Raw genomic sequence first — 25,342 nt, 5'->3', positions numbered from 1 at the left:
AAATGGCGTTGATTGATATGACGGCTACTGATCAGAGCTGGGCCAGGTGGTCGGTGACTTTGATCGGCTCCGGGAGCACCTTGCGCGCGACCAGCCAGTCGGCGGCCCTTTGCAGCTCGGCGAGGAAGTTTTCGTCGTTGGCGGCGAAGTAGCGATACTGCCGGTTCAGCGCGATGAACTGGTCGCGGACCTGGTCGCTGTACTTGCCGGCCTTCTGCGCGATGTATTCGGCATCCTTGCTGTTCGCGGAGATCCACTTGCCTTCAGCGCGGAAGGCATCGTTGACGGCCCGGACCAGCGCAGGATTGTCGGTCGCAAATTTTCGGGTGGTCAGGTAGGACGTGTAGTCGATCTGGAACTCGAGATCGCGACCTTCCAGGAAGATGTCGTGCGCCTTGTATTCGAGCCGCGCGATATCGACGCCCGGGCTCCACATCGACCAGGCGTCGACCTTCCCGGAGGCCAGCGCCGGCGCTGCGTCCGGCGGGTTGAGATAGACGAACGTCACCTTGGAGCGGTCGACCTTGTGCTTCTCGAGCGCGGCAACCAGCAGGAATTCGCCGAGACCCGAACGGTTCACCGCCACCGACTTGCCGACGAGATCCTCGACCTTGTTTATGCCAGAGTCATCCCGCGCGATGATCGCAGTGGTGCGCGGCTCGTAGACCACGAATTGGGTGAACACCAGCGGCGAGCCGGCGATGATCGCGGCGAGTGCCGGCGTCGTGCTGCCGCCGAAGCTGAAATCGGCGCTGCCGCCGGTCACAGCCTGCAGCGTCGGCGCATGATTGGGGAACGGCCCGAGCCACTCGACCTTGATGCCGTCCCTGGCCAGCAGCTTCTCGAACTCGCCGCGCTCCTTGACAATCAAATTGAGGCCGCTCAAACCCCAGGTCAGACGCACCGTGTCGGTGACGCGGCCGGTCGCCGCATGCGCCGGCTCGGACAGGTCAAAGCCGGCAAGCGCGCCGATGCCGAAGGCGGCGCCGCCAAGGAAGCTGCGACGGGTGGGGTTGGTGAACCGGGGGATAGACATTGAGTGGTCCTCAGGCAGGAATGGGGTGAGAGGTGTCGACGCCGAGCTCGGCCAGCAGGTCGGTGCGGGCGATCGGCGCTGCGCCGTTACGTTTCATGGGATGCTCGAACGCGATCCGGCCCTCGCGCATCACCAGGATGCGGTCGGCGAGCGCGATCGCCTCGTCGACGTCGTGGGTGACCAGGAGCACGCCGGGCCGATGGACGGCGACCAGCTCGCGCACCAGATCGTGCATGCGAATGCGAGTCAGCGCATCGAGCGCTGCGAACGGCTCGTCGAGCAAGAGCAACTCGGGCTCCTGCACCAGCGCGCGCGCCAGCGCCACGCGCTGCGCCTGTCCGCCCGAGAGGTTGCGCGGCCAGTCATCGAGACGGCCGCCGAGTCCGACCTCGGTGAGCGCGGTGGCGGCGCGCTGACGGGCGTCGCTCGCATTGAGGCCGAGCGAGACGTTGCGCCACAGACTGTCCCACGGCAGCAGCCGGTGCTCCTGGAAAACGACGGCCGGCCGCCGTGGTGCCGTGATGCGCCCGCCGTCGATCGCATCAAGGCCGGCCAGCGCCCGCAGCAGCGTGGTCTTGCCGCAGCCGCTTTCGCCGAGCAGGACGACGAACTCGCCGCGCTCGATGCGCAGGTTGAGGTTCTCGATCACCACGCGGCTGCCATAGGCGCGATGCAGTCCCGTCACCAGGACGGCCGGCGCAATCGCGGCCGGTGAGGGCACGGCGTGCAGCGTCATCGCGCGCCCCCATAGTTCGGATGCCAGGCTAATAGCCGTCGCTCCAGGGCGCGCGCGATGCCGTCGGCGGCGACGCCGATCAGCGCATAGATCACGATCGTCAGCACGATCACGTCGGTGCGCAGGAACTCGCGCGCATCCATGGCGAGAAAGCCGATGCCGGACTGGGCGCCGATGGTCTCCGCGACCACCAGTGCCAGCCACGCGGTCGCCAGCGCATAGCGCACACCGGTCAGGATCGAGGGCAGGGCGCCGGGCAGGATGACGCGCCGGATCAGCTCGAGTGTCCCGAGGCCCTGGACGCGGCCGAGCTCGAGCAGCTTCGGGTCGACCTGCCGGATACCCAGCGTGGTGTTGATGTAGATCGGGAAGGCGACGCCGAGCGCGACCAGGAAGACCTTCTGGGCTTCGCCGACGCCGAGCCAGACGATCACCAGCGGCAGCGCGGCGAGAAACGGGATCGCGCGGATCATCTGGATGCTGCGGTCGATCGCGGCCTCCGCGATCCGCGAGAAGCCCACGAGGATACCGAGCGCGAATCCGACGCTGCCGCCGATCGCAAAACCGGCCGTTGCGCGCAGCAGGCTGACGCCGAGATCGTTCAGCAGGCTTCCGGACGTCGCCAGCTTGAATGCCGTGCGGACGACCTTGCTCGGTGCCGGCAGCACCTGCGGCGAGAGCCAGCCGGCCTGCGCCAGCAATTCCCAGACGATCAGAAGCACGACCGGGGCGAGCCACGACAGCAGCAGCATGCCGCGCCGGCCGATCTCTACTCGTGGCTTCCGGGACGGCGATGCCGTTTGAACGCTGCGCGGCGTTGAATCAAACGCGATCGATGACGCAGCCTGTTCGAGGTTGCTCAAGTCTGTTCTGTCCTCGTCTAACATTGCGCGCGAGCATCATTGATCGCGCGCGGCATGGTTCGCCGTTCTCTCGATGAACGGCGCGTCGCCGCACGAAAGAAGGCGTTGTTTATCTCGCGCAAACTGTCCCACGAATTTTCTCGAACAGAAATAGAGCCGTATTCCAATTGTCGCTGCGTCCGGAGTTTTCTGGTTTATCGGCGCGCGCGGCGCGGCAAGGAAAATCTTTTGATGCGCCGCTGCTTGATCTGTCGCCGTGCTTCTTTGAAAACACGCCGACGTAACGTCAGGGAAATCGGAGAGACGGCATGTCGACACGACCGCTTCGCTTTGGCATCTGGGCGCTGGTCCATGGTTCGCGCGCGGCCTATCAGGATCCGGAGGAGCCGTATGACGCATCGTGGGAGCGCAATCGCGACCTCGTGCTTGCCGCCGAGGCACTGGGCTACGATTCCACGCTGATCGCGCAGCACACCATCAATCCGCATCGGGAGGATTTCGATCAGCTCGAGGCCTGGAGCGCGGCGGCGGCCGTTGCGGCATTGACCAGCCGGATCGAGATCATCGCGGCCATCAAGCCCTATCTCTATCATCCGGTGGTTCTCGCCAAGCTCGCGCTCGGGATCGAGAACATCAGCCGCGGACGCTTCGCGATCAACCTGGTCAATGCCTGGAACCGGCCCGAACTCGACAAGGCCGGCATCGGCTTTGCCGAGCACGATGCCCGTTACGCCTATGGCCGCGAGTGGATCACGATTGTCTCGCGCCTGATGCAGGGCGAGCGGTTGACCTACAAGGGCGAGCATTTCGACGTCCGCGATTATCTGTTGCGGCCGACGAGCCTCTACCGACCGCGACCATTGATCTATGTCGGCGGCGAATCCGAGCCGGCGCGCGCTTTGGTCGCCGACCACGGCGACGTCTGGTTCATCAATGGTCAGCCGCTCGAGGATGTCGCGGGCCTCATTGCCGACGTGGCGGCGCGGCCGCGGACGTCGGCGCCGCTTCGCTTCGGGCTGTCCGCCTTCGTCATCGCGCGCCAGACGCAGGCCGAGGCCCAGGCCGCCTATGAGCGGCTGCTTGAGCTGTCGCGGAAGGACGCCTCGATGAAGGTGATCCAGCGACAGAACACCGACCCGAAGGTCGTGATGATGCAGACCATGCAGAAGTCGGAGCGGATCGGCAGCAACGGCGGCACCGCTGCCGGGCTGGTTGGCAGCTATGATGACGTGGCCGCCCGAATCGGGGCGTTCCATGCCGCAGGCATCGAGTTGTTCATGCTGCAGTTCCAGCCTTTCGAGGCCGAGATGGAGCGCTTTGCGAAGGAGATCATCCCGCGCGTCCGCGCAGCGTCATCTGCTGCGAATGACACCCCACCACTGCTGGCGAGCTCGCGGTAACTGCGTCACGCGGTTGCGGCGGCTTCCGTCTGACGCGCAAAGCGGCTGATCGGCCGAGGCAGGCCAAAATGCTCACGCAAGGTGGTGCCGGCGTAATCGGTTCGGAACAGACCGCGGCGCTGCAGGATCGGCACCACGTTGTCGACGAAGACCTCGAGCCCGGTCGGCAGCACGTCCGGCATCAGATTGAATCCGTCGGCCGCGCCGGCCTTGAACCAGGCCTCGATGTCGTTGGCGATCTGCTCGGGCGTGCCGACGATGATGCGGTGTCCGACCCCGCCGCCGAGCGCGCGCAACAACTGCCGGACGGTGAGGTTACCGCGGCGCGCAAGGTTCACCGTGCCCTGGAACATGGTGTGGTTGGCGTTGGCCGGCAGCGGCAGCGGATCGGGTAGCGGCTTGTCGAGCTCAAGGATCGCAGGATCGACCTGCAATGTGCCCGCGAGACGCGCCAGGCTGTACTCGATCGGAACCAGCTCCCACAGCTCATCCTGCCGCCGTCTCGCCTCGGCTTCGGTGCTGCCGATCACTGTGGCAAGGCCCGGCAGGATGACGATGGAGTCGCCGGCGCGGCCGTAGGTCGCGGCGCGGGCGCGCAGATCGCGCGCATAGGCGACGCCTTCCTCGATCGTCTGCGCCAGCGTGAACACAGCTTCGGCCTGCGCGGCAGCGAGATCACGTCCGTCGTGCGAGCCACCGGCCTGCACGGTCACCGGGCGGCCCTGCGGCGAACGCGGCACGTTAAGCGGACCGGCCACGGCGTAATGGGCGCCGCGATGCGCGATCGGATGAACCTTCGACGTATCGACAAATCGCGCCGAGGACTTGTCGCCGACAAAGGCGTCGTCCTCCCAACTGTCCCACAGCGCATGGACGACCTCGGCGAACTCCTTGGCGCGCTCGTAGCGGGCCTTGTGCTCCAGCACGTTGCTGAGGCCGAAATTGCGGCTGGCCGACGCGTCGGCAGTGGTCACCGCATTCCAGCCGGCGCGGCCGCCGCTCGCGAGATCCAGGGTCGCGAAGCGGCGCGCGATGTTATACGGCTCGTTGTAGGTGGTCGAGGCGGTCGCGATCAACCCGATATGGCTGGTCGCCGCGGCCACCGATGCCAGCACGATCGTCGGTTCCATCGACATGAAGGAGCGGTAGTCGATGCGGTCGGTGATCGCCGGTGTGTCGGCAAGGAAGATCGCATCGAGCTTGCCGCGCTCGGCGATCTCAGCCACGCGCACATAATGGCCGACGTCGAAGCAGGCGCGAGGATCGCTTTCGGGCAGCCGCCACGCCGACGCATAGACGCCGGAGTGCAGCAGATTGACATTGAGATGAAGCTGACGATCGGACATGGCGACCCCGCATTGAGGTGAGACGACTCACGAAGTATCGCCTGTCAGGCCACATGAAAACGAACGGCCGGCGCGTGCATGCAAAAAGAAATATCCGTCTCCGCTGCGCGATCTGCGAACAAATCTGGTGTCGATCTTCTGCGATGAGCGGAACATCCCCTCCGCCGCCGCATGAATATTCTGCCACGTGCCGCGGCAGGGGAAGCTTCGTCCAAGTCTGCGCAAATATCTGAAATTGCCAGGGCAGCCTGCGCGCGTAACGATGCTGTTGCGGCGCGTTGCAAGCAATCGGTGCCACCCGGAGAACTGAACGATGACAGTCCACGAGCGACGCGCCGAACAGCGAACCGCGCCAGGCGGTTCGGTCGAATTCGACGCCGACGTGCTGGTGATCGGCGGCGGACCGGCAGGCACGTGGGCCGCGGTGAGCGCAGCCGAGTGCGGCGCACGCGTCGTGCTCGCCGACAAGGGATTTTGCGGCACGTCGGGTGCCACCGCGGCTGCCGGCACCGGCGTCTGGTATGTCGATCCCAATCCGGCGCTGCGCAAGGCCGCGATGGCCAATCGCGAAAAGATGGGCGGGCACCTGCAGGATCGCCGCTGGATGGCGCGCGTGCTCGACCAGACCTACGAGGACAGCAATCGTCTGGCCGCCTGGGGTTACCCTTACCCGGTCGACGACAGCGGCACATCGCAGCGCAACTCGCTGCAGGGGCCGGAATACATGCGCCTGATGCGCAAGCGCACCAAGCAGGCCGGCGTCACCATTCTCGATCACAGTCCGGCGCTTGAGCTGCTGGTGGATGACGACGGCTCGGTTGCGGGAGCCAGCGGCGTGCGCCGCCAGAAGCACGATCGCTGGATCGTGCGCGCCAAGGCTGTCGTCATGGCGACCGGCGGCTGCGCGTTCCTGAGCAAGACGCTGGGATCGAATGTGCTGACCGGAGACGGCTATCTGATGGCCGCGGAGGTCGGGGCCGAGTTCAGCAGCATGGAATTCTCGAATCCCTATGCGATCTCGCCGGCGTTCGGCTCCGTGACCAAGACGCTGTTTTATGGCTGGGCGACCTTCAGCTACGAGGACGGCAGCGTCGTTCCCGGTGCGGCATCCAAGGGCGGGCGATCGGCGATTGCGCGCGCGCTGCTTCAGGGACCGGTCTATGCGCGCCTCGACAAGGCCGACGACGAGGTGCAGCGTCACATGCGCGCATCGCAGCCGAATTTCTTCCTGCCGTTCGATCGCACCGGCATCGATCCCTTCAGGGAGCGTTTCCCCGTCACCTTGCGGCTCGAAGGCACCGTGCGCGGCACCGGCGGCCTTCGCATTGTCGACGATAGCTGCGCCACCAGCGTGCCGGGACTCTATGCCGCCGGTGATGCAGCGACGCGCGAATTGATCTGCGGCGGCTTCACCGGCGGCGGCAGCCACAATGCCGCCTGGGCGATGTCATCGGGGACCTGGGCCGGATGGGGCGCTGCCGGCTATGCAAGGCAGCTGGGCCCGGCACGTCAACGACGACTGGCGTCCGCCGGTACCGTCGCGTTCCGAAGCAAGGCGGGTCGCGCGTTTGAGCCCGCCACGCTGACAAAGGCGGTCCAGGACGAGGTCTATCCGTTTGAGCTGAACTACTTCCGGCATGCCTCGCGTCTCGAAGGCGCCCTCGAGCGGCTGGATGCGGCGTGGGTCAATGCATCATCGGCCGATGCGGCGAGCAAGGACGATCTGCTGCGCGCCCGCGAGAGCGCGGCCATGCTGGCGACGTCGCGCTGGATGTACCGCAGCGCGCTGGCGCGGAACGAAAGCCGCGGCATGCATCGCCGCGACGACTATCCCGATCAAGACGACCGCCAACGCCATTACGTGACGAGCGGCGGTTTGGACGAGGTCTGGACCACGGTGCGGCCGCATGCCGAGGCCAGCTATGCAGAGGCCGCGGAATGATCGAGGTGATCGACGCCGAGCGCTGCACGTGCTGCGACATCTGCGTGAATGTCTGCCCCACCAATGTCTTCGACAAGACGGAGGGGATTCCGGTGATCGCCCGTCAGGGCGATTGCCAGACCTGTTTCCTCTGCGAACTGTATTGTCCCGAGGACGCGCTTTACGTGTCGCCTTATGCGGAGGAGCCTCGCCCGACCGACGTGGTCGCGTTGCGGCAGACTGCCGCGTTGGGCAGCTACCGCCGCGCGGTCGGCTGGACCGACGAGACGCGCGATCTCCGCGGCATCGACCGCAGCTATCTGCTCTTTGGTCATTGAGCCCGGGCTGTGCCCGGCGACCGAAGCGATTTCCCAATTGGACCGACTGAATGAATGTACATCAATCCCTGACGACGGCGCAGCCTGTTGCGCCGCTGCCGTCGATTCCGCTCGCTTCCAACGCGAGCGAAGCCATGATCCGCTTCGAGGCGGTCTCGAAGGTCTATCCGGCCTATCGCGGCAAGCCGAGCGTGCATGCCTTGCAGGCGATCGACTTCGCGATCCCGCGCGGCTCGATCACCGGCGTGATCGGCCGCTCCGGCGCCGGCAAATCGAGCCTCGTCCGCCTCATCAACGGGCTTGAGAAGCCGTCGAGCGGCCGCGTCGTCGTCGATAACAGCGAGATCTCGGCGCTTGCCGGTCGCGAGCTGCGCCTGGCGCAGCGCTCGATCGGCATGATCTTCCAGCACTTCAACCTGCTGTCGTCGCGGACGGCGGCGGACAATATCGCCTTGCCGCTCGAGATCGCCGGCTGGTCCAGGGCCGACATCGCCGTCCGTGTAGCCGAGCTGCTCGAGCTCGTCGGCATTGCCGACAAATACGATCGTTATCCCTCGGAATTGTCCGGCGGCCAGAAGCAGCGCATCGGCATCGCCCGCGCGCTGGCGACTCGGCCGAATGTGCTGCTGTCCGACGAGGCGACGTCGGCGCTCGATCCGCAGACCACGCGCGCGATTCTGGACCTGCTGGCCAACATCAATCGTGAACTCGGGGTCACGATCGTGTTGATCACCCACGAGATGTCGGTGGTCCGCCAACTCGCCAAGGAAGTCGCGGTGATCGACGGCGGCCAGGTCGTCGAACGCGGCCATGTCGCGGAAATCTTCACGCATCCGCAGCATCCGGTCACGCAGGCGTTCCTTTCCGAGGTGATCGGGGACTGTGTTCCGGTCTCGCTGGCGAGCCGCCTTTCGCCACAGCCGGTTGCCGGCGGGCAGACGGTCCTTCGCGTGCAGGTGCGCGGTACTGAAGCCGGCGACACCGTGGTGGCGCGGCTTTCGCGCGAACTGTCCCATGACGTGGCGCTGCTATCGGCCCGCATCGATGAGATCGGCGGCCAGCACGTGGGCTCGCTAATCCTTGGCATTCCCGGCGGTGAAGCCACGGCCAGGCAGGCCCTGGCCTATCTTTCTCAGCATGACATTCTGGTGGAGCGTCTCGGCTATGTCGCGTGAACTCATCAACCTGATCGTTCAGGCCACGGGCGAGAGCCTTTTCATGGTCTCGGTGGCTGCGCTGGTTGCGACCGCGCTGGGCCTTCCGCTTGGCGTCTTCCTGGCGACCAGCCGGAAAGGGGAGCTGTTCGCCGCGCCGCCAGCCAATGGCGTGCTCGGCGTCATCGTCAATGCGGCCCGCTCGACGCCGTTCATCATCCTGGTGGTTGCGATGATTCCTTTCACGCGGCTGATTGCCGGCACCTCGATCGGATCGGGCGCGGCAATCGTGCCGCTCACCATCGCGGCAACGCCGTTCATTGCCCGTCTGGTCGAGGCGGCGATCCGCGAGGTCGATGCCGGTCTGATCGAGACGGCGTCCTCGTTCGGTGCAAGCCCGCTGCAGATCGTGTTCAAGGTCCTGATCCCGGAGGCTTTGCCGGGCCTGGTGCTGGCCCTGACGCTCGCGGTGGTCAGCCTGCTCGGCTACTCCGCAATGGTCGGGGCCGTCGGAGGCGGCGGCCTCGGCGACCTCGGCATTCGCTATGGCTATCAGCGCTTCATGCCCGAAATGATGCTGGCGGTCGTCGTCGTTTTGATCGCGCTGGTTCAGACCGTGCAGACCGCCGGCGACTATCTGGCGCGCCGCGTCAACCGCCGCCTGCGTCATCGCTAAAGGTGCGGTGGCGTCACGATCCCTTCGGTGCCCAGATCCTGACGTCGCCGGTATCGACCTTGCGTGGCAGCAGACCTTCCGCCGTGAAGGTATCGGCGATCTTCTGCTGCTCGGAAAGGCCGGCCGCGGTGACCACGCCGACCTTGTAGGAGCGATGGCTGTTGGCCTCCTCCACCGTGGCGGCGTCGATGCCCCACAGGCCGGCGAGCAGCGCCGCGGCCTCGTTCGGATTGGCTTTGATCCAGGTGCCGGTTTCCACCAACCTGGCAAAGATGACATTCAGTGCATCGGCCCGCTTTTCGGCGAACGCGGCCGAGGCAAGATAGTAACGCTTGTAGTTGGCGAGCCCGCCGCTGCCGTCGGTCAGGATGCGCGTGCTGGACTGGCGTTGCGCGCTGCTGAGGAACGGATCCCAGGCGACCCAGGCGTCGACATTGCCGCTGACGAATGCCGCGCGGCCATCGGCCGGCGTCAGATAGGCCGGTGTGATGTCCTTGAAGGACAGTCCGGCCTTGGCAAGTACCGCCAGCAGCAGGAAGTGGCTGCCCGCGCCCTTGGTGACCGCGACCTTCTTGCCCTTGAGATCGGCCGGCGCTTTGATCGCGGAATCCTTCGGCACCAGGATCGCCTGCGCCGATGGAGAAGCGGCTTCCTCGGCGACGTAAGCGAGCTTGGCGCCGGCGGCCTGGGCGAAGATCGGCACGGTGTCGGCGACGTCGGCTCCGAAATCGATGCTGCCGACATTGATGGCCTCGAGCAGCGGCAGGCCGCTTGTGAACTCGTGCCACGACACGGTGATGCCGAGCGGCGCCAACGCCTTCTCCAGCGCGCCGTTGGTCTTCAGGATAGCGGTCAGCGTCGACGATTTCTGGTAGCCGATCCGGATTTCCTCGGCGGCCGCAGGCCGAACCAGCGAGGTCATCGCAAGCAGCCCGATGGCGGCGACAGCAAGACGGCGCGACATCGCAGTCGCCGATGATGCGGCCTGCGCTGGCGGGATGAGGCGGGCAAAGATGGGCATGGCAAGTTGTCCTTAGCCGGTTCGATCTGTTGCCATTTGTGTGCAATCGGTGCGCCGGAGGCAATCGCGGAGAAGTCGTCCGAACGAGTGCAATTTTCTCTGCAAGCGAAGTCCGCGAGAAAAGCATTTTTTTCTGCGCGTTGCAGCTGGCATCAGCAGATAAGTCGCTCGCTGCGCCAAGATGCCCGGCCGGCTCCATTCTCTTTTCATCGCGGCCACAGCAGCGGCGACTCGTCATCGGGAAAAATTTGGATTCTCATTTCATTGATTTCGTCCCTGGCGCGAGCGATGAACTTGATAGCGAGTTCAGTTCCATGGAGACAAAGATGTTGCTTCGATCCATTTTCGCTCTTGCAGGCGCTGTTGCGATCTGGTCGACGGCCGCCGCGGCAGAAACGATCAAGATCGGCGTGACGCCCGGGCCGCATGCACAAATCCTCGAGGCCGTGAAACCGATCGCGGCGAAGAGCGGGCTCGAGCTTCAGCTTATCGAGTTCTCCGACTATGTCGTTCCGAACGCGGCGCTCGACGCCGGCGACATCCAGGCCAACTCGTTTCAGAACCAGCCTTATCTGGACAACCAGAAAGCCGATCGCGGCTACAAGATCGAGCAGGTGGGACTGACGGTCAATTTTCCGATCGGCGTCTATTCGCGCAAGCACAAGAACTGGGCCGACGTTCCTGACGGAGCCAAGGTCTCAATTCCCAATGATCCGACCAATGGCGGCCGGGCGCTGCTTCTGCTGCGCGACAAGGGCGCAATCAAGCTGAAGAGCGACGTCGGTTTCAAGCCGACCGTTATCGACATCGCCGACAATCCCAAAAACCTGAAATTCGTCGAGGTCGACGCAGCCCAGGCGCCCCGGGCGCTCGACGATGTCGATGCGGCGGTCATCAACACCAACTATGCGACACAGGCCGGTCTCGATCCGGTCAAGGATCCGATCCTGCGCGAGGATCCGAAAGGGCCATACGTCAATCTGATCGCGGTTCGCTCCGCCGACAAGGACAAGCCGTGGGTCAAGATCCTGGTCGACAGCTACCACACGCCCGAGATCAAGGAATTCGTCCAGACCAAGTTCAAGGGCGCGGTGCTGCCCGGCTGGTAGTTGCCGCCCCAATTGCTGAAGGATGATGATGCGTATTCTGATGACGGCGGTTGCCGCGGTAACGCTCCTGGTCGGCACCGCGAGGGCCGAGACGGTCCGCGTTGGCGTCACGGCCGGACCACACGCCGAGATCCTCGAAGTCGTCAAGAAAGTGGCTGCGGGCCATGGGTTCGACATCAAGGTGGTCGAATTCACGGACTACGTGATCCCGAACCAGGTGCTCGCGCTCGGGGATCTCGCGGCCAATTCGTTCCAGCACGAGCCTTATTTGAAGAACCAGATATCGAAGACCGGCTGGAAGATCGTCAAGGTCGCCAACACGATTGCGTCGCCGCAGGGTGTCTACTCGTTGAAATACAAGAAGCTGGCCGATCTTCCGGATGGCGGGCGGGTGGCGATCGCCAACGATCCTTCTAATGGCGCGCGCGGCCTGATGATCCTTGCGCTGCACGGCGTGATCAAGCTCAAGGACCCCAACAACGTCGCGTCGACCATTGCCGACGTCACTGACAATCCGAAGCATCTGCGCTTCGTCGAGCTTGATGCCGCGCAGTTGCCGCGTTCCCTGCAAGATGTCGATCTGGTCTCGATCAACAACAATTATGCGGTTCAGGCCGGGCTCAATCCCGCCACCGATGCAATTGCCCGCGAGGCGGCCGATGGCCCGTGGGTCAACATCGTTGCCGTGCGCGAGGCGGACAAGGACAAGCCCTGGGTCAAGCAGCTGATCGATGCCTACCATTCCGAGGAGGTCAAGGCATTCCTCGAGAAACGCTTCAAGGGCACCTACATCGCAACCTGGTGACGGGCGTTGACCGCCCATCGCCGGGAGGTTTCCAGGCCGATCTATTCGGCGGCTTCGGTGCGCGCTGCCGTCGAGGCGCGGCGGAAGCCGGCGCCGGGATGCGTGGCGTCAAGATAGGGTCCGCGTCCGGGGAACAGCTTCTCGCGGAGCGTGCCTTCGCGATAGGCTGTCTTGTAGACTCCGCGTGACTGCAATTCCGGCACGACGAGGTCGACGAATGACGTCAGTGATTCCGGCGCGACGAGGCGGAACAGGTTGAAGCCGTCGACGTCGGTTTCGTCGGCCCAGGCGATCAGCTCATCGGCCACGTCCTGGGGTGAGCCGACCACGAATGGCGAGCGTGCGCCGATCCGGCTCAGCGTCGCGAGATCACCGACCTTGACCGGCCGCTCGCTCCGCAACGTGAAATTCTCGACCATCGACTGGATCGCGTTGCTCTCGACATATTGTACCGCCTGATCGGGACGATAGTTCGAGAAGTCGATGCCGGTCCAGCCCGAGAGCAGAGCCAGCTGGCCGGCTTGATCGACATACCCTGCGTACTCCTCGAGCAGATCGTTGGCCTCCGCGCGCGTCGGGGCAACGATCACGGTCGCGCCGGCGAACAGGCGGATATCATAGAGATCTCGTCCGAACGCCTTGGCCGCTTCCCTGATCTCGCGTACGGCACGAGCCAGAATGGGCCTGGTCTGGCCGTTGAGGAAGATCGCCTCCGCGTGCCTCGCCGCGAAGGCGCGGCCGCGCTTCGAGGTTCCCGCCTGATACAGCAACGGTGTGCGTTGTGGCGAGGGTTCGGCGAGGTGGATGCCGTCGACCTGGTAATGAAGTCCCTGGTGCCGCACATTGTGGATCCTTGTCGGATCCGTGAACACGCGCGCTGTCCGGTCACGGCGAACCGCGCCGTCCTCCCAGCTGCCTTCCCATAGCTTATAGCTCGCAATGAGAAACTCCTCGGCCGCCTCGTAGCGTTCATCATGCGCGCGGTTGGCCTCAAGGCCCATTCCGCGGGCGCCGCTGTCGAGATAGCCGGTGACGATGTTCCAGCCGATCCGCCCGCGAGTGAGATGATCGAGCGTCGAGAAGCGGCGGGCGAACTGGTAGGGATGCTCGTAGGTGAGGTTGGATGTGATGCCGCAGCCGAGATGCTTCGTTGCGTAAGCCATGGCGGAGACGAGCAGGGTCGGCTCGGCGTTCGGCAATTGAACGGCGTGACGCAGCGCAGTGTCAGGACTGCTGCCGTAGACGTCATAGATACCAAAGACGTCGGCGAGGAAGATGCCGTCGAGCAGGCCGCGTTCGGCGGTTCTGGCGTAGTCGACCCAATAGTCGAGCGAGTTGTAGTTAAGTGAAGTGTCGCGCGGATGCGACCAGAGACCGGCCCAGTTGTGGCTCGGCGCCATCATGTTGAACGCGTTGAAGCGAAGTTCCTTTGGTCTGGTCACTGCGCAATTCCGCTAATTGAGGACTGAGAGGTGATTTATCACGTCAGCTGCGCGGCTTTATTTTCTATATGGAAAGACAGGATCAAAATCGTGCTTTGTCTTCGATCCGGCGCAGCAGAGATTCGTTTGTTCGACGTCGTCGTGCTGTTCGAAATGACGGTATGCACGACATTGCGTACTGATTTGCAGGCGCGATCGGCAGATGACTCATCAGCTCCACTGAGCCGTTCAAACCGGCGGAGCAGTGAAACAAATGTTACGCGACAGGCGCCGCGGCTGAAAAATTAGCGACGCCATCAGACGCGCCGCCAGCACGCTCATCGCTATTTTCTCCGATGTCTCGACAGTCGCGGACGCTGCTGCGCATCATTCCTTGCCTTTTGATGCTGGGTCCGCGGATTTCAGGAGAATTTCGAGATGCCGATCGAAACCAAGAATGTCGAGACGCTCGCCTTGCATGGCGGATCGTACCGGTCCGACCCGGCGACCGGCGCCGTCGCCGTTCCGATCTACCAAACGACGTCCTTTCAATTCGAGAATACCGATCACGCATCGCGGCTGTTCGCCCTGGAGGCGATCGGACAGATCTACACCAGGATCAAGAATCCGACGGCTGACGCGTTCGAGGAGCGCCTGGCCGCGCTGGAAGGCGGCGTTGGCGCGCTGGCCGTGGCGTCGGGCCAGTCGGCGACGGCTTACGCGATCTTCAACATCGCGCAAGCCGGCGACAATATCGTCTCATCGACCGATCTGTACGGCGGCACCTGGACGCTGCTGTCGCAGACGCTGAAGCAGTTCGGCATCGAGGTTCGCTTCGTCGATCCGGCCGATCCGGAAAACTTCCGCCGGGCGACCGATGCGAAGACCCGGGCCTATTTCGCCGAGACGCTGCCGAACCCCAAGCTCAACGTCTTCCCGATCAGGGAAGTCGCGGATATCGGCCGTTCGCTCGGCGTGCCGCTGATTCTCGACAACACCGCCGTCCCGCTCATTGCGCGCCCGTTCGAGCACGGCGCAGCGATCGTCGTCTATTCCGCGACAAAGTATATCGGCGGCCACGGCACGTCGATTGGCGGAGCGATCATCGATGGCGGCAATTTCGACTGGGCGGCGCACGCCGAGCGCTTTCCGCTGCTGACGCAGCCGGACGATGCCTATCACGGGGCGATCTGGACCGAGGCAGCCAAGCCGCTCGGTCCGATCGCCTACATCCTGCGCGCACGCGTGAAGCTGCTGCGCGATCTCGGTGCCGCGGTCGCTCCCCAGAACGCATTTCAGTTCATCCAGGGACTCGAGACCTTGCCCCTGCGGCTGCGTCAGCACAACGAGAACGCGATCAAGGTCGCGAATTTCCTGGCACGACATCCCGCCGTTTCGCACGTAATCTTCCCCGGACTGCAGAGCGGGGAGGACCGGCGCCGCGCCGATCTCTATCTGAAGGGCGGCTATGGCGGGCTGGTCGGCTTCGAGCTGAAGGGGGGCGTCGAGACCGGCCGTCGTTTCATCGATGCGCTGAAACTGTTCTATCACGTCGCCAATATCGGCGATGCGCGCTCGCTGGCGATCCATCCGGCATCGACCACCCATCAGCAACTGAGCGGCGCAGAGCAGCTCGCGGCAGGCGTGACGCCCGGCTACATCAGGCTTTCGGTCGGCATCGAACATCCCGACGACATCCTCGCCGACCTCACCCAGGCATTGACTGATGCTGAGGCGGGAAGCAGCGGCCGCAAGGCGGCCTGATCGATCCCTGAAGACGGAGTTGAAACCGAGACCATGAAGACATTGTTGCGCCTGGCGCAGGCGGCTGGCGTGCTGCTTGCCATGACTGCGGCCGCCGTTGCGGACGAACCTCTCAAGATCGCGACCAGCGCCGGCCCGGTCGGTCAGCTGGCTGGCTTTGCCGCCAAGCTCGCCAAGGACAAGGGACAGGACGTCAAGATCGTCGAGCTGTCGGACTGGGTCGCGTTGAACGAGGTGGTGAACAGCGGCGACGTCGACGCCAACCTGTTCCAGCACGCCACCTATCTCGCGATCCAGAACAAGCAGCGCGGCTTCGACCTGGTCCAGGTCGACAAGGTCGGCGTGATCGCGCCCGTCGGGCTGTTCTCGAAGAAGATCAAGTCGCTCGAGGAGATCAAGTCCGGCGACAGCGTTGCGATCCCGAACGAGCCGCTCAACGGCGCGCGTGGCTTGATCCTGCTCGAACGCGCCGGACTGATCAAGCTGGCGCCGGGCAAGGGTTTTTCGGTCAATCGGTTTGATATCATCGAAAATCCCAAGAACCTGAAGATCGTCGAGCTCGATCCGGCGCAGACCTACCGGTCGCTCGATGACGTCACGCTTGCGCTCGTCAACATCACCTATCTGATACCGGCCGGCGGTGATCCAAAATCGGCGCTGGTGATCGACCGCACGGTCGATGACGGTCTCGTGCTGCGCTTTACCGCGCGGCCGGACAAGAAGGACGATCCGCGCCTGAAGGCCTTCATCCAGGTCTTCAATTCACCCGAGGTCAAGCACTTCATCGAGGAGAAGCTGCCGGCGTTCATTCCGGCCGGCTTCGGCAGCTAGAGCTTTCCCGAGCGAAGTGGACGCCGGTTCGCGGCAGGAAAGCGCGTCAAAAACTAGAATCTAGAGCCCCGTTCCGATTCCATCGGAACGGGGCTCTAGACGCGCGCGAAGGATGCGACCGCCGTTCCTCGTCGGCGCGAACCGGTAGAGCGGGCGCTGTCATGCTATCGCTCTGTGTGTGATCCTGCCGCACGACATGTGCGGCGTGGGCAGACTGACGTCGGCGTGGCGATGGATCACATCTGCTGCGGTCTCGACTGGGCATGCGTCGCGCCAACGAGCGATCAGCCGTGAGGACCAAACAGAAAGAGTTCGTACATGTCCTTGCCGTCGGGGTTGGCGGCGCGGGCCAGCCGCCGCTGCCATCTCTTCAGCCGACGGGCCGCGCGACGAAGGACGTGGAGCCAAGAGGATGTCCGCACCCAGAGCCTCCTTCGCATTCCGAGCCGTTCAATGAACGATAACACGCTCCTGTTCGGGACGCGCGCGAAACTCGGCGGCGCCGCGAACTTTGCAATCAGACGCGCATGGCGAGGCGTTTTGCAGCAGAGAGATGCTCTCGCGATGCGGCGCCAGGAAAATTCATTCCGGGCAATGTTGCCCGATCGCCGGGCTTATGGAATTGTCCGACCGGATGGTCAATAAATAGCGGTTCGGAGGCGGGGCTGTGGTCCCGGAACCTTGCGACTATTGACTAACATCTTTGGACGATGGCCGAACGGCCGCCTGGTGAAACGGACAAGACATGGCCCGATCGCGCGCCAAGGACTATGACGACAAGCGCCTCTCGATGCTGCATCGTTCGGCCGAGCTGTTTGCCGCATCGGGATATGTCGGCACGTCGATGAACACCATCGCCGATGCCTGCGGGGTTTCGAAGGCGCTGCTCTATCACTATTATCCCGACAAGGAAGCGATCCTGTTCGATATCCTGTCGTCGCACCTCGCGAAGCTGGTGGCGGCGGTCCGCAAGGCGAGCGCACAGGCCGGCGATCCGGTCGCGCGCTTCAGGACGATCGTTGCGACCCTGCTCGAGCTCTACCGGCATGCCGACGCCGAACATCAGGTCCAGATCTCAAGTCTCAAGCTGTTGCCGAAGGACAAGCAACAGCCGCTGCTCGCAAGCGAGCGGATCCTGGTTGGGATCATGTCGGACGCACTCGCCGCCGCCGTGCCGGCGGCGAAGCACAAGCGCCTGCTCAAGCCGCTGACGATGAGCGTCTTCGGCATGCTGAACTGGCATTACATGTGGTTTCGCGAGGGCGGGCCGATGACCCGCGCCGAATATGCCGGTTTCGTCGCGCAACTCGTGCTGGCCGGCGCCGACGATGCCGCGGCCGCCGCCACCCGGCCGCGCGGCAGGGCGAAATCGGCCGGCCGCAGCCGGCAGGCCGAGTTGCTCTGACGCGGGCCGTTAAGCCCGCATCGCATTCATCGTCAGCAGCTCGTAGGTCGCCGCGGTTTCGCCGGTGCCGGTCGTGATCTCGACGTCCCAGCGTACCTCGCCATATTGCTTGTTGCGCGGCATCTTCTCCTTCGCGGTCAGCCGCACCTGGATCTGTTCGCCGGGCTGGACGGGTTTGACGAAGCGCAGCGAGTCGAGGCCGTAATTCGCCAGCACCGGCCCGTAGTCGGGATCGACGAACAGGCCGGCCGCAAACGACAGCAGCAGATAGCCATGCGCGACGCGGCCTGGGAAGAACGGATGCCCCTTGGTCGCTTCCTCGTCCATATGGGCGTAGAAGGTGTCGCCCGTGAAATGCGCGAAGTGCTCGATGTCGTCGAGCGTGATCTGCCGCGACTTCGAGACCAGCGTGCGGCCGATCTCGAGATCGTCATAGTGATAGCGGAACGGATGCAGGTCGCCTTCGAGCATCGGGCTGCCCTTGAACCAGCGGCCGGTGACGCCGCTCAGCATCGCCGGCGATCCCTGCAATGCGGTGCGCTGCATGTAGTGCTGGAGGCTGCGGACGCCGCCCAGTTCCTCGCCGCCGCCGGCCCGGCCGGGGCCGCCGTGAACCATCTGCGGCATCGGCGAACCGTGTCCGGTGTGCTCGCTCGCGCAGTCGCGGTCGATGATCGCGACGCGGCCGTGAAAACTGCCGATGCCAAATGCCAGTTCGGTCGCAGCCGGGATGTCGTGCGTGTAGATGGATGCGACGAGGCTGCCGCCGCCGCGATTGGTCAGCGCGATCGCCTGCTCCAGATCGTCGTAACCCATCACGGTGCTGACAGGCCCGAACGCCTCGATCTCGTGGACTGCGGATGCGGCGAGCGGCTTGGCGCAATGCAGCAGCAGCGGCGGAACGAAGGCGCCGCGCTTCGCGTCGGCATCGAGCAGCCCGAAGTTGCCGGGATCGCCGGCCACCAGTTCGGCTTCGGCGCGAAGCTTCGCGACATGGGCAAGCACATCGCTGCGCTGGCCGAGCCCGACCAGCGGCCCCATCCTGACCTTGTCGTTTTCGGGATTGCCGATCGTGACCTTGGCCAGACGGTCGCGCAGCGCCGTGATCACGGCATCGAGCTGCGCCGACGGCACCAGCGCGCGACGGATCGCGGTGCATTTCTGGCCGGCCTTGACCGTCATCTCCTTCGCCACTTCCTTGACGAAGAGGTCGAACTCCGGACTTCCCGGCACTGCGTCCGGAGCGAGGATTGCGGCGTTCAGCGAATCCCGTTCGGCGATGAACCTGACCGCTTCGCGCGCGATGACCGGATGCCGCTGCAGTTTTTGCGACGTGTCGGCCGAGCCTGTGAAGGACACCACGTCCTGGCAGGTCAGATGGTCGAACAAGTCGCCGGTCGATCCGACGATGAATTGCAGCACGCCTTCGGGCAGCACGCCGGATTCGGTGATGATCCGGACCAGTTCGTGGGCGACATAGGAGGTGACCGTCGCGGGCTTGGTCACGACGGGCACGCCGGCCAGCAGCGCGGGCGCCAGCTTCTCCAGCATGCCCCAGCACGGAAAGTTGAATGCGTTGATGTGCACGGCGACGCCGTGCAGCGGCGTCACGATATGCTGACCGGCGAATGCGCCACCCTTGGAGAGCCCTTCGACATTGCCGTCGAGCAGGACTTTGCTGTTCGGAAGTTCGCGGCGTCCCTTGCCGGCAAAGGCGAACAACGTGCCGATGCCGCCGTCGACGTCGATGACAGCGTCGGTGCGGGTTGCGCCCGCATGGAACGATAGTTTGTAGAGCCGGTCCTTGTGCTGGGTCAGATAGTCGGCCAGCGCCTTCAGTAGGCCCGCGCGCTGATGGAACGTCAGCTTTCTGAGATGTTTGCCGCCGATCGCGCGGCCATAGGCGAGGATCTCGCGCATGTCGAGATCGCTCCTGGTGGTGACCGCCACCACATCGCCGGTGACGGCACTGTGAATCTCGGCTGCCGGTTCGCCCGGGCCGGACCATTTTCCGCGCACGAAGCTGTCGAGCTTCATGACGTTGCCCGCCGTCCGTGCACCACTGGATTGAGGCTGTGTCATCGCAATTGGACCTTCTGACTTGTGATCAATGATGCGTCTCGCCTTGACGGCGGAATGTTCAATCCGAACGTTCAAGCTTTGGCTCGTCCGACAAAGCGCGTCGCGCGCTTTTCGAGAAAGGCGTTGAGCGTCACGACGCGATATTCGGCGCGGATATCGGTCAACACCAAATCGCTGACCATGATGACCTCCCGTTGCGGCTTCTGGTGGCCGAAGGTTGCGTGACGTGCGCTTGGATTACTATTGACCGTCCGGTCAGTCAATTATAATCCGCGTAACGGCTTGGGATGACGACACCGGGCAATATCGAGCGAGCACGATTTCGGTCTCGGTTGCGATTTCAGATCCGGCAATAGCGTCAGGATGATCCGGCGAGCATCGCCTGTCTGCAGCAAAAGTGCCGACGCGTAAGCACGGTCCCGTGCACTCGAGCGGTGTCATGCTGCCACAAATCGGCCCCATATCACCGGCGACCTCCCGCCGCCATGAGGATTGGCCGATGACGATGCAGTCGCCGGATATCGCCGGGTTTCGGTTCTCGGCCGCGGATTTCGGCGAGCGCGACCGCTTGCCGATCTTTCGCGAGCAGATCGGGCGGATGATCGTGAAGCTCGATCCGGAGCCACTGAGCGTCGGCGCGTTCCATGCCGAAGCCAATGTGCGCGAGCTGCCTGGGCTCGGGATCGGATCCTGGGCGTGCAGCAACCTCAAGATCGCACGGTCGCGCGAGCTGCTCGACGGCAATGACGACCTTGTGCTGACGATCATCACGAGCGGCAACGCCCGCGCGTCGCAGCGCGGCCGCGACATCGAGCTGGGCCCGGGGCAGGCCGTGCTGGAGTCGAGCGCGGAGGTCGGCAACATAGTGGTCCCGGTCTCGCCGAGCCGTTTCGTCGGTCTCAGGCTGCCGCGCAAGGCGCTGGCACTGCTGGTCCGCGATCCCGAGGACATGCTGAACCGGCCGTTGCCCGCGAACACCGAGGCGATGCGTCTGCCGGCGCTCTACATCAGGGAGCTTGACGACAGCTACCAGCTCGCGACGCCCGAGCTGCGCGGCGCCGTCGTCCGGCATCTGGTCGATCTCGGGCGACGTCGCAAACAGCGCTCTCCGCCAGCCTGTGTGCTGTCGCGCACACAACATCGCCGCCCAATCACGTCCGCTGCGGGCGATTTCAGACGTCAATGCACGACAACGTGTTTCACATTGTTGCCCGATGTCGCATATGTCCAATCCCCTGTCGCCTCAGTCCGAGCCTGCCAATCGTCTCGCGCTTAAAAGGCAGCCCCCCGGTGATCGTTGCAATCGGCGGATTCGTCGACTGCGATGCATTGAGGCGACTTGAGACCATCGAGGAGAATGTGATGAAGTTTGCACTTCGAGGATATTTTCTTGCGCTCGGCGCGAGCCTGGCCTTGTCCGGCGCCGCCATGGCACAGGATATCAGTGTTGCCGTGGTCGGGCCGATGACCGGCTCCGAGGCGAGCTTTGGCCAGCAGTTCAAGAACGGTGCTGATCTCGCGATTGCCGACATCAATGCGGCGGGTGGCGTGCTTGGCAAGAAGCTGAAGCTGGAGGTCGGCGACGATGCCTGCGATCCGAAGCAGGCGGTGTCGGTTGCCGAGAAGATGGCAGGCGCGAGGATTCCGTTCGTCGTTGGGCATTTCTGCTCATCGACCTCGATCCCTGCGTCGGACGCCTATGCAGAGGGCAATGTGCTGCAGATCACGCCGGGCTCGACCAATCCGCAATTCACCGAGCGCGGGTTGTGGAACACGTTCCGTGTCTGCGGCCGGGATGACCAGCAGGGCACGGTTGCGGCCGCCTACATTATCAAGAACTACAAGACCAAGAACGTCGCGATCATCCACGACAAGACGACCTACGGCAAAGGCCTTGCCGACGAAACGAAGAACGCCATCAACGCCGCGGGCGTGAAGGAAAAGCTCTATGAGGCCTATACCAAGGGCGACAAGGATTTTGCTGCCCTGGTATCCCGCTTCAAGAAGGAGTCGATCGATTTCGTCTATGTCGGCGGCTATTATGCCGAGGCAGCGTTGATCCTGCGCCAGATGCGCGAGCAGGGCGTCAATGCGGTGCTGATGGGCGGCGACGCCCTGGTCGACAAGCAGTTCGCCGCGATCGCAGGTCCGCTCGCCGAAGGCTCGCTGTTCACCTTCTCGCCCGAACCCGCGCAAGAAGGCGACCGCGGCCGCGACCTTGAAGAAGTTCAAGGACAAGGGCATCGATCCCGACGGCTACACGCTCTACAGCTATGCCGCGTTCCAGATCTGGAGCCAGGCCGCAGCCCGTGCCCAGACCACGGACGCCAAGAAGGTCGCGGCGGCCATCAAGGCCGGAAGCTGGGATACCGTGCTCGGCAAGATCAGCTACACGCCGAAGGGTGACATCACCCTGATCGACTACGTCGTGTACCGCCGCGACAAGGACGGCAACTACGCCGAACTGCCGGCCGGTCAATGATCGCCAGAGCGTTTTCGAGCGAAGCGGATACCGGTTCGCGTGAAGAAAACGCGTCAAAGCAAAATCAAGAGCCTCTGTTCCGATGCAATCGGAACGGAGGCAACCCTGGCCAGGCTGAATCGTTTCCCGCTGCGCCCGTGACCGGCGCATCCGGTCACACGTTCCGGGCAAAGCGTACAGCGCCGGGGATCGGCGTGAGCCATGCGACGGCGCGATCGGTATAGATCTCGGCTTGCGGCTGCAATCCCTCCATGCTGTCGAGCGTACCGGCTTTCACCACGACCTTGCCGGGCATCAATGCGGTCTTCGCCAGCAGCGGGGACCCGCAGTGCCCGCAGAAATGACGATGGACCGGATGGCCGCTGTCGCCCTTGTCGACGAACACCACCGTCTCGCCCGACTGCTGGTAGTCGGCTTCGCGGATCACGAGGTTGAATGAAAACAGGCTGCCGCTTTGCCGCTGGCAATGTGTGCAATGACATATCGCGATGCTCCGCGGTTCGCTCTTGAGCGTGTAACGCACCGCGCCGCACAGGCAGCCGCCGTTCCGTTCCTGCATGCTGGTTTCTCCCATTCGATGACGCCGTCGCCGCGACAAGGACGCCGCCTCAGGCGTCGCCAATCACGGCATCGATGAATGTGGTGGCCGACTCCCTCAACTGCTTGCGGCTGTATCCGGCGCGCTCCATCACGGCGAGCCCGCGCGTGAACGTCACGATGACGCGCGCCAGCCGGTTCGCGTCGGCCGTGCTGCGCCTGTTCGGCGCCGCGCTGATGGCCTTGCCGACCAGCTGCTCGAGCCGGGTGAGCACGTCCTGCACGCGCTGACGCACATCCGCGCTCGAAACGGACGCGTCCAGCGCGGTGCGCGTCGTCAGGCAGCCCCGCTGCGGCGTGCCGTTCGTCATGTTGACGATGATCATGTCAAAGAAGTCCCTCAGTCTCGCCGAGGTATCGCCCTGCGCCAGCGCGCTGCCGGCCGCGTCCAGGAATTGCGCGGCATACTGATCGAAGGCGCGCAGGAAGATCGCTTCCTTGTCGCCATAGGCGTTGTAGAGGCTGCCGCGCTGGACGCCGGTCGCGGCCGCGAGGTCCTGCATGGTCGCATCGTGCAGGCCCTTGCGCCAGAACACGTCTAGCGCGGTTGCGATCATCTCGTCCTCGTCGAACTGACGCACGCCCACCATTCGATCCACTCCATCGGGTCATTGTTGACACAATCGTCAATATTGACAATGATGTCAAGAATGAACCCGAGGAGATCCGGATGATTACCGCTGTCACGACGTTCAAGCTGCCGAAGCCGATCACGCGCGAGGAAGCCCGCAGCATCTTCCTGAGCACCGCGCCGATCTATCGCGGCATTCAGGGGCTGTTCCGAAAGACCTATTTGCTGTCCGAGGACGGGATGACGGCCGGCGGTATCTATTTCTGGAACTCGAGGGTGGAGGCGGAAGCGCTGTACACCGATGCGTGGCGCGCCCGCGCACGGGAGAAATATGGCGCCGATCCGATCGTGACCTATTTCGAGAGTCCTGTGGTGGTCGACAACCTTGCCCAGCAGATTGTTGCCGACGATTAGCAACGAAGCGGCGGTGGCGGATGCGCATCACAGCGCATTGAGCGCCTTGCGCGACGGAGCGAGCGGCAGCCATTCCGGAATCTGCCGCCTGGCGAGCCAGTACGGACGCCAGATCGCGGGCCAGGTCGGGCGGTCGAGAGGCGCGGTGCCCCATCTGCGTTGCTCGACCTCCATCCGCAACAGGCCGTGGCTATGCAGCCATTGGCGCGCTGCCCACCAGACCTCGCGCGGCATCTCGGCGTTCCGGATACCGGTGAGCTCGGCGATACCTGGCAACGGACCCTCAAAACGCGCCGCAACTCTCAGGGTGGCGACACGTTGCCCGCTCCGCCTGACGCTCCACAGCCGCGAGCGATTGTGGGCGAGGTTGGGACCGTAGGTGCGCAGGCAATTCTGCATCGCTTCCGCCTCCTCCGAAATATCCGTGGTCGAGTTCAGCGGGATGAAGTCGTAACCGTCAACGCGGCCCGGCCGCAGCCACATATCCGCGATCTTCTCCGAGCCGAGGCTGACATGCAGCGCGATCATCGTGCGCCACGCATCGGCGGCCGCGAGCGCCGAGCCGATCTGCATGCTCGGCGTCCACCTCCGGTCGATCAGCGTATGTCCCAGCGTCGCCGGCTGCGTGGAGAACCACGCCCACAGGCCGACGAGCCGCAATCGCGCAGGATCGGTGCGCGGCGGCGCCCGGACCAGCTCGCGCGCGATCCAGACCGCCGCCGGTCCATGTGCGAGCTCGGCAACCGCCGCGACGGATCTCAGCCAGATCGGCGCGAGCTTCGGTGATGGCGGCAGGTGGTTCGCGATCTGTCGGCGAAACAGCTCGTCATCGGGCAGTCCCTTGATCGGAGCGGTGAATGCCTCCGGCGGCAATCTTCGCAGCCACAGCGGAATGCCCGCCGCGGCCGCGGCGTCCGCGAGCGAGCGGCCGTCGATGACGCATGCGCGTGCGCGCGCCGAAGCGATCCCGGCTCGCGGGACCGCCAGCGCGAATAGCAGCGCAGGGAAGCTCGCGGCAAGGTCCGCAAGACGCGTGTGCCGCATGGCCAGCGCGCGGACCCTTGCCTGAACGTGCGGATGATACCTCCGCAGCTGATGTTCGAGCAGCACGGGGCGTGTGGCCTCGCGGCGAGAGGCCACCAGAAGCGTCGAGGTCATGACAAAAGTTCCGCAAGCGCGGAGTCGAAGGCCCGCGGCAGATTCGATTGCGTGTGGGTGTTGCGATTTCACCCGGGATCCGATCCCGGGACGCGCGTCAAATATCGCGCGGCGAACCCGGGAAGCGCACAGACCTGAACATCGTCGCCTCCTGCGTTGAAGTTGCGGAGCAGTCCCATAGCCTATTTCCCGCCGATAGGCAACGTGAAGCT

At 64.2% G+C, this 25,342-nt stretch carries 23 protein-coding genes and 1 pseudogene; 13 read left to right on the top strand and 11 right to left on the bottom strand.

Translation table 11 applies throughout. The annotated features are described in order from the left end of the window. Positions 1 to 31 precede the first annotated feature (31 nt). The 3 genes from ACVW1B_RS27730 to ACVW1B_RS27720 are packed head-to-tail and all read right to left on the bottom strand — an operon-like array spanning position 32 to position 2,524. Positions 32 to 1,036 carry an NrtA/SsuA/CpmA family ABC transporter substrate-binding protein gene (locus tag ACVW1B_RS27730; protein ID WP_456822519.1) on the bottom strand — a complete coding sequence of 335 codons (1,005 nt, stop codon included), beginning with the start codon at positions 1,034 to 1,036 and terminating at the stop codon, positions 32 to 34. A 10-nt stretch (positions 1,037 to 1,046) separates the two neighbouring features. Further along, entirely contained in the window at positions 1,047 to 1,772 is a 726-nt protein-coding gene (locus tag ACVW1B_RS27725; RefSeq protein WP_253607000.1) for an ABC transporter ATP-binding protein, read from the bottom strand. After that, positions 1,769 to 2,524: an ABC transporter permease subunit gene (locus tag ACVW1B_RS27720; RefSeq protein ID WP_085970476.1), complete on the bottom strand. Its 756-nt coding sequence runs from the start codon at positions 2,522 to 2,524 to the stop codon at positions 1,769 to 1,771. Before ACVW1B_RS27720 ends, ACVW1B_RS27725 begins: the two co-directional genes overlap by 4 nt. Before the next feature lie 419 nt (positions 2,525 to 2,943). Here ACVW1B_RS27720 and ACVW1B_RS27715 point away from each other — a divergent pair, with 419 nt between their 5' ends. Continuing rightward, positions 2,944 to 4,035 (top strand): LLM class flavin-dependent oxidoreductase, encoded by a 1,092-nt coding sequence (locus ACVW1B_RS27715; RefSeq protein WP_253607002.1) that lies wholly within the window; start codon positions 2,944 to 2,946, stop codon positions 4,033 to 4,035. 5 nt (positions 4,036 to 4,040) lie between these two features. On the opposite strand, the gene ACVW1B_RS27710 is transcribed toward ACVW1B_RS27715, so the two are convergent. Then, positions 4,041 to 5,381, bottom strand: a complete 1,341-nt coding sequence (locus tag ACVW1B_RS27710) for an LLM class flavin-dependent oxidoreductase (RefSeq protein ID WP_456822518.1) — start codon at positions 5,379 to 5,381, stop codon at positions 4,041 to 4,043. A gap of 313 nt (positions 5,382 to 5,694) precedes the next feature. Between ACVW1B_RS27710 and ACVW1B_RS27705 the strand changes: the two genes are divergently transcribed. From ACVW1B_RS27705 to ACVW1B_RS27690, 4 genes are read left to right on the top strand one after another with little or no spacing between them, the layout of a single operon-like run. Continuing rightward, on the top strand, positions 5,695 to 7,323 hold the full coding sequence (locus ACVW1B_RS27705) for an FAD-dependent oxidoreductase (protein WP_253607003.1): 1,629 nt from the start codon (positions 5,695 to 5,697) through the stop codon (positions 7,321 to 7,323). Further along, positions 7,320 to 7,640 (top strand): 4Fe-4S dicluster domain-containing protein, encoded by a 321-nt coding sequence (locus ACVW1B_RS27700; protein WP_253607004.1) that lies wholly within the window; start codon positions 7,320 to 7,322, stop codon positions 7,638 to 7,640. Before ACVW1B_RS27705 ends, ACVW1B_RS27700 begins: the two co-directional genes overlap by 4 nt. A 50-nt stretch (positions 7,641 to 7,690) precedes the next feature. Continuing rightward, positions 7,691 to 8,815 carry a methionine ABC transporter ATP-binding protein gene (locus ACVW1B_RS27695; protein WP_456822517.1) on the top strand — a complete coding sequence of 375 codons (1,125 nt, stop codon included), beginning with the start codon at positions 7,691 to 7,693 and terminating at the stop codon, positions 8,813 to 8,815. Beyond that, entirely contained in the window at positions 8,805 to 9,470 is a 666-nt protein-coding gene (locus ACVW1B_RS27690; protein WP_253607006.1) for a methionine ABC transporter permease, read from the top strand. Before ACVW1B_RS27695 ends, ACVW1B_RS27690 begins: the two co-directional genes overlap by 11 nt. Positions 9,471 to 9,483: 13 nt before the next feature. Here ACVW1B_RS27690 and ACVW1B_RS27685 read toward each other — a convergent pair whose 3' ends face one another. Beyond that, entirely contained in the window at positions 9,484 to 10,491 is a 1,008-nt protein-coding gene (locus ACVW1B_RS27685; RefSeq protein WP_253607007.1) for an aliphatic sulfonate ABC transporter substrate-binding protein, read from the bottom strand. Between the two features lie 314 nt (positions 10,492 to 10,805). On the opposite strand from ACVW1B_RS27685, the gene ACVW1B_RS27680 reads away from it, so the two are divergent. Then, positions 10,806 to 11,600 (top strand): MetQ/NlpA family ABC transporter substrate-binding protein, encoded by a 795-nt coding sequence (locus tag ACVW1B_RS27680; protein WP_057017483.1) that lies wholly within the window; start codon positions 10,806 to 10,808, stop codon positions 11,598 to 11,600. 28 nt (positions 11,601 to 11,628) lie between these two features. Continuing rightward, a complete protein-coding gene (locus ACVW1B_RS27675) occupies positions 11,629 to 12,405 on the top strand; it encodes a MetQ/NlpA family ABC transporter substrate-binding protein (RefSeq protein ID WP_310881583.1) in 777 nt (258 codons plus the stop codon). Between the two features lie 41 nt (positions 12,406 to 12,446). Here ACVW1B_RS27675 and ACVW1B_RS27670 read toward each other — a convergent pair whose 3' ends face one another. Next, the gene (locus ACVW1B_RS27670) at positions 12,447 to 13,847 is read right to left on the bottom strand and encodes an LLM class flavin-dependent oxidoreductase (protein ID WP_456822516.1); all 1,401 of its coding nucleotides are present in this window, start codon (positions 13,845 to 13,847) and stop codon (positions 12,447 to 12,449) included. Positions 13,848 to 14,264: 417 nt separating this feature from the next. Here ACVW1B_RS27670 and ACVW1B_RS27665 point away from each other — a divergent pair, with 417 nt between their 5' ends. From ACVW1B_RS27665 to ACVW1B_RS27655, 3 genes are all read left to right on the top strand, one after another. Next, positions 14,265 to 15,590 (top strand): O-acetylhomoserine aminocarboxypropyltransferase/cysteine synthase family protein, encoded by a 1,326-nt coding sequence (locus ACVW1B_RS27665; protein ID WP_253607009.1) that lies wholly within the window; start codon positions 14,265 to 14,267, stop codon positions 15,588 to 15,590. A 33-nt stretch (positions 15,591 to 15,623) separates the two neighbouring features. Next, on the top strand, positions 15,624 to 16,421 hold the full coding sequence (locus tag ACVW1B_RS27660; RefSeq protein WP_253589216.1) for a MetQ/NlpA family ABC transporter substrate-binding protein: 798 nt from the start codon (positions 15,624 to 15,626) through the stop codon (positions 16,419 to 16,421). Between the two features lie 745 nt (positions 16,422 to 17,166). Continuing rightward, positions 17,167 to 17,826: a TetR/AcrR family transcriptional regulator gene (locus ACVW1B_RS27655; RefSeq protein WP_225158698.1), complete on the top strand. Its 660-nt coding sequence runs from the start codon at positions 17,167 to 17,169 to the stop codon at positions 17,824 to 17,826. A 9-nt stretch (positions 17,827 to 17,835) separates the two neighbouring features. On the opposite strand, the gene paaZ is transcribed toward ACVW1B_RS27655, so the two are convergent. Both paaZ and ACVW1B_RS27645 read right to left on the bottom strand, forming a co-directional pair. Continuing rightward, positions 17,836 to 19,863: a phenylacetic acid degradation bifunctional protein PaaZ gene (gene paaZ, locus ACVW1B_RS27650; RefSeq protein ID WP_456823072.1), complete on the bottom strand. Its 2,028-nt coding sequence runs from the start codon at positions 19,861 to 19,863 to the stop codon at positions 17,836 to 17,838. Between the two features lie 116 nt (positions 19,864 to 19,979). After that, positions 19,980 to 20,171: a hypothetical protein gene (locus ACVW1B_RS27645; RefSeq protein WP_253607011.1), complete on the bottom strand. Its 192-nt coding sequence runs from the start codon at positions 20,169 to 20,171 to the stop codon at positions 19,980 to 19,982. Positions 20,172 to 20,407: 236 nt separating this feature from the next. Between ACVW1B_RS27645 and ACVW1B_RS27640 the strand changes: the two genes are divergently transcribed. Both ACVW1B_RS27640 and ACVW1B_RS27635 read left to right on the top strand, forming a co-directional pair. Further along, complete coding sequence (locus tag ACVW1B_RS27640; RefSeq protein WP_253607012.1) at positions 20,408 to 21,184, top strand: AraC-like ligand-binding domain-containing protein; 777 nt, start codon at positions 20,408 to 20,410, stop codon at positions 21,182 to 21,184. After that, positions 21,091 to 22,390, top strand: a pseudogene (locus ACVW1B_RS27635) (branched-chain amino acid ABC transporter substrate-binding protein). Before ACVW1B_RS27640 ends, ACVW1B_RS27635 begins: the two are co-directional and overlap by 94 nt. Positions 22,391 to 22,544: 154 nt before the next feature. On the opposite strand, the gene ACVW1B_RS27630 reads toward ACVW1B_RS27635, so the two are convergent. Both ACVW1B_RS27630 and ACVW1B_RS27625 read right to left on the bottom strand, forming a co-directional pair. Next, positions 22,545 to 23,012: a GFA family protein gene (locus ACVW1B_RS27630; RefSeq protein WP_456822515.1), complete on the bottom strand. Its 468-nt coding sequence runs from the start codon at positions 23,010 to 23,012 to the stop codon at positions 22,545 to 22,547. After that, entirely contained in the window at positions 22,999 to 23,577 is a 579-nt protein-coding gene (locus ACVW1B_RS27625; protein WP_456822514.1) for a TetR/AcrR family transcriptional regulator, read from the bottom strand. The genes ACVW1B_RS27630 and ACVW1B_RS27625 overlap by 14 nt, the downstream gene beginning before the upstream one ends. A gap of 80 nt (positions 23,578 to 23,657) precedes the next feature. Here ACVW1B_RS27625 and ACVW1B_RS27620 point away from each other — a divergent pair, with 80 nt between their 5' ends. After that, the gene (locus tag ACVW1B_RS27620; RefSeq protein ID WP_456822513.1) at positions 23,658 to 23,972 is read left to right on the top strand and encodes a monooxygenase; all 315 of its coding nucleotides are present in this window, start codon (positions 23,658 to 23,660) and stop codon (positions 23,970 to 23,972) included. A gap of 27 nt (positions 23,973 to 23,999) precedes the next feature. Here the strand turns inward: ACVW1B_RS27620 and ACVW1B_RS27615 are convergent, their stop codons facing one another. Continuing rightward, entirely contained in the window at positions 24,000 to 25,130 is a 1,131-nt protein-coding gene (locus tag ACVW1B_RS27615) for a hypothetical protein (RefSeq protein ID WP_456822512.1), read from the bottom strand. Positions 25,131 to 25,342: the final 212 nt, after the last annotated feature.

This window comes from Bradyrhizobium sp. USDA 4502, from assembly GCF_054063355.1.
Note: the sequence above shows the minus strand (reverse complement) of the source record. Positions and strands in the feature narration are given on the sequence as shown.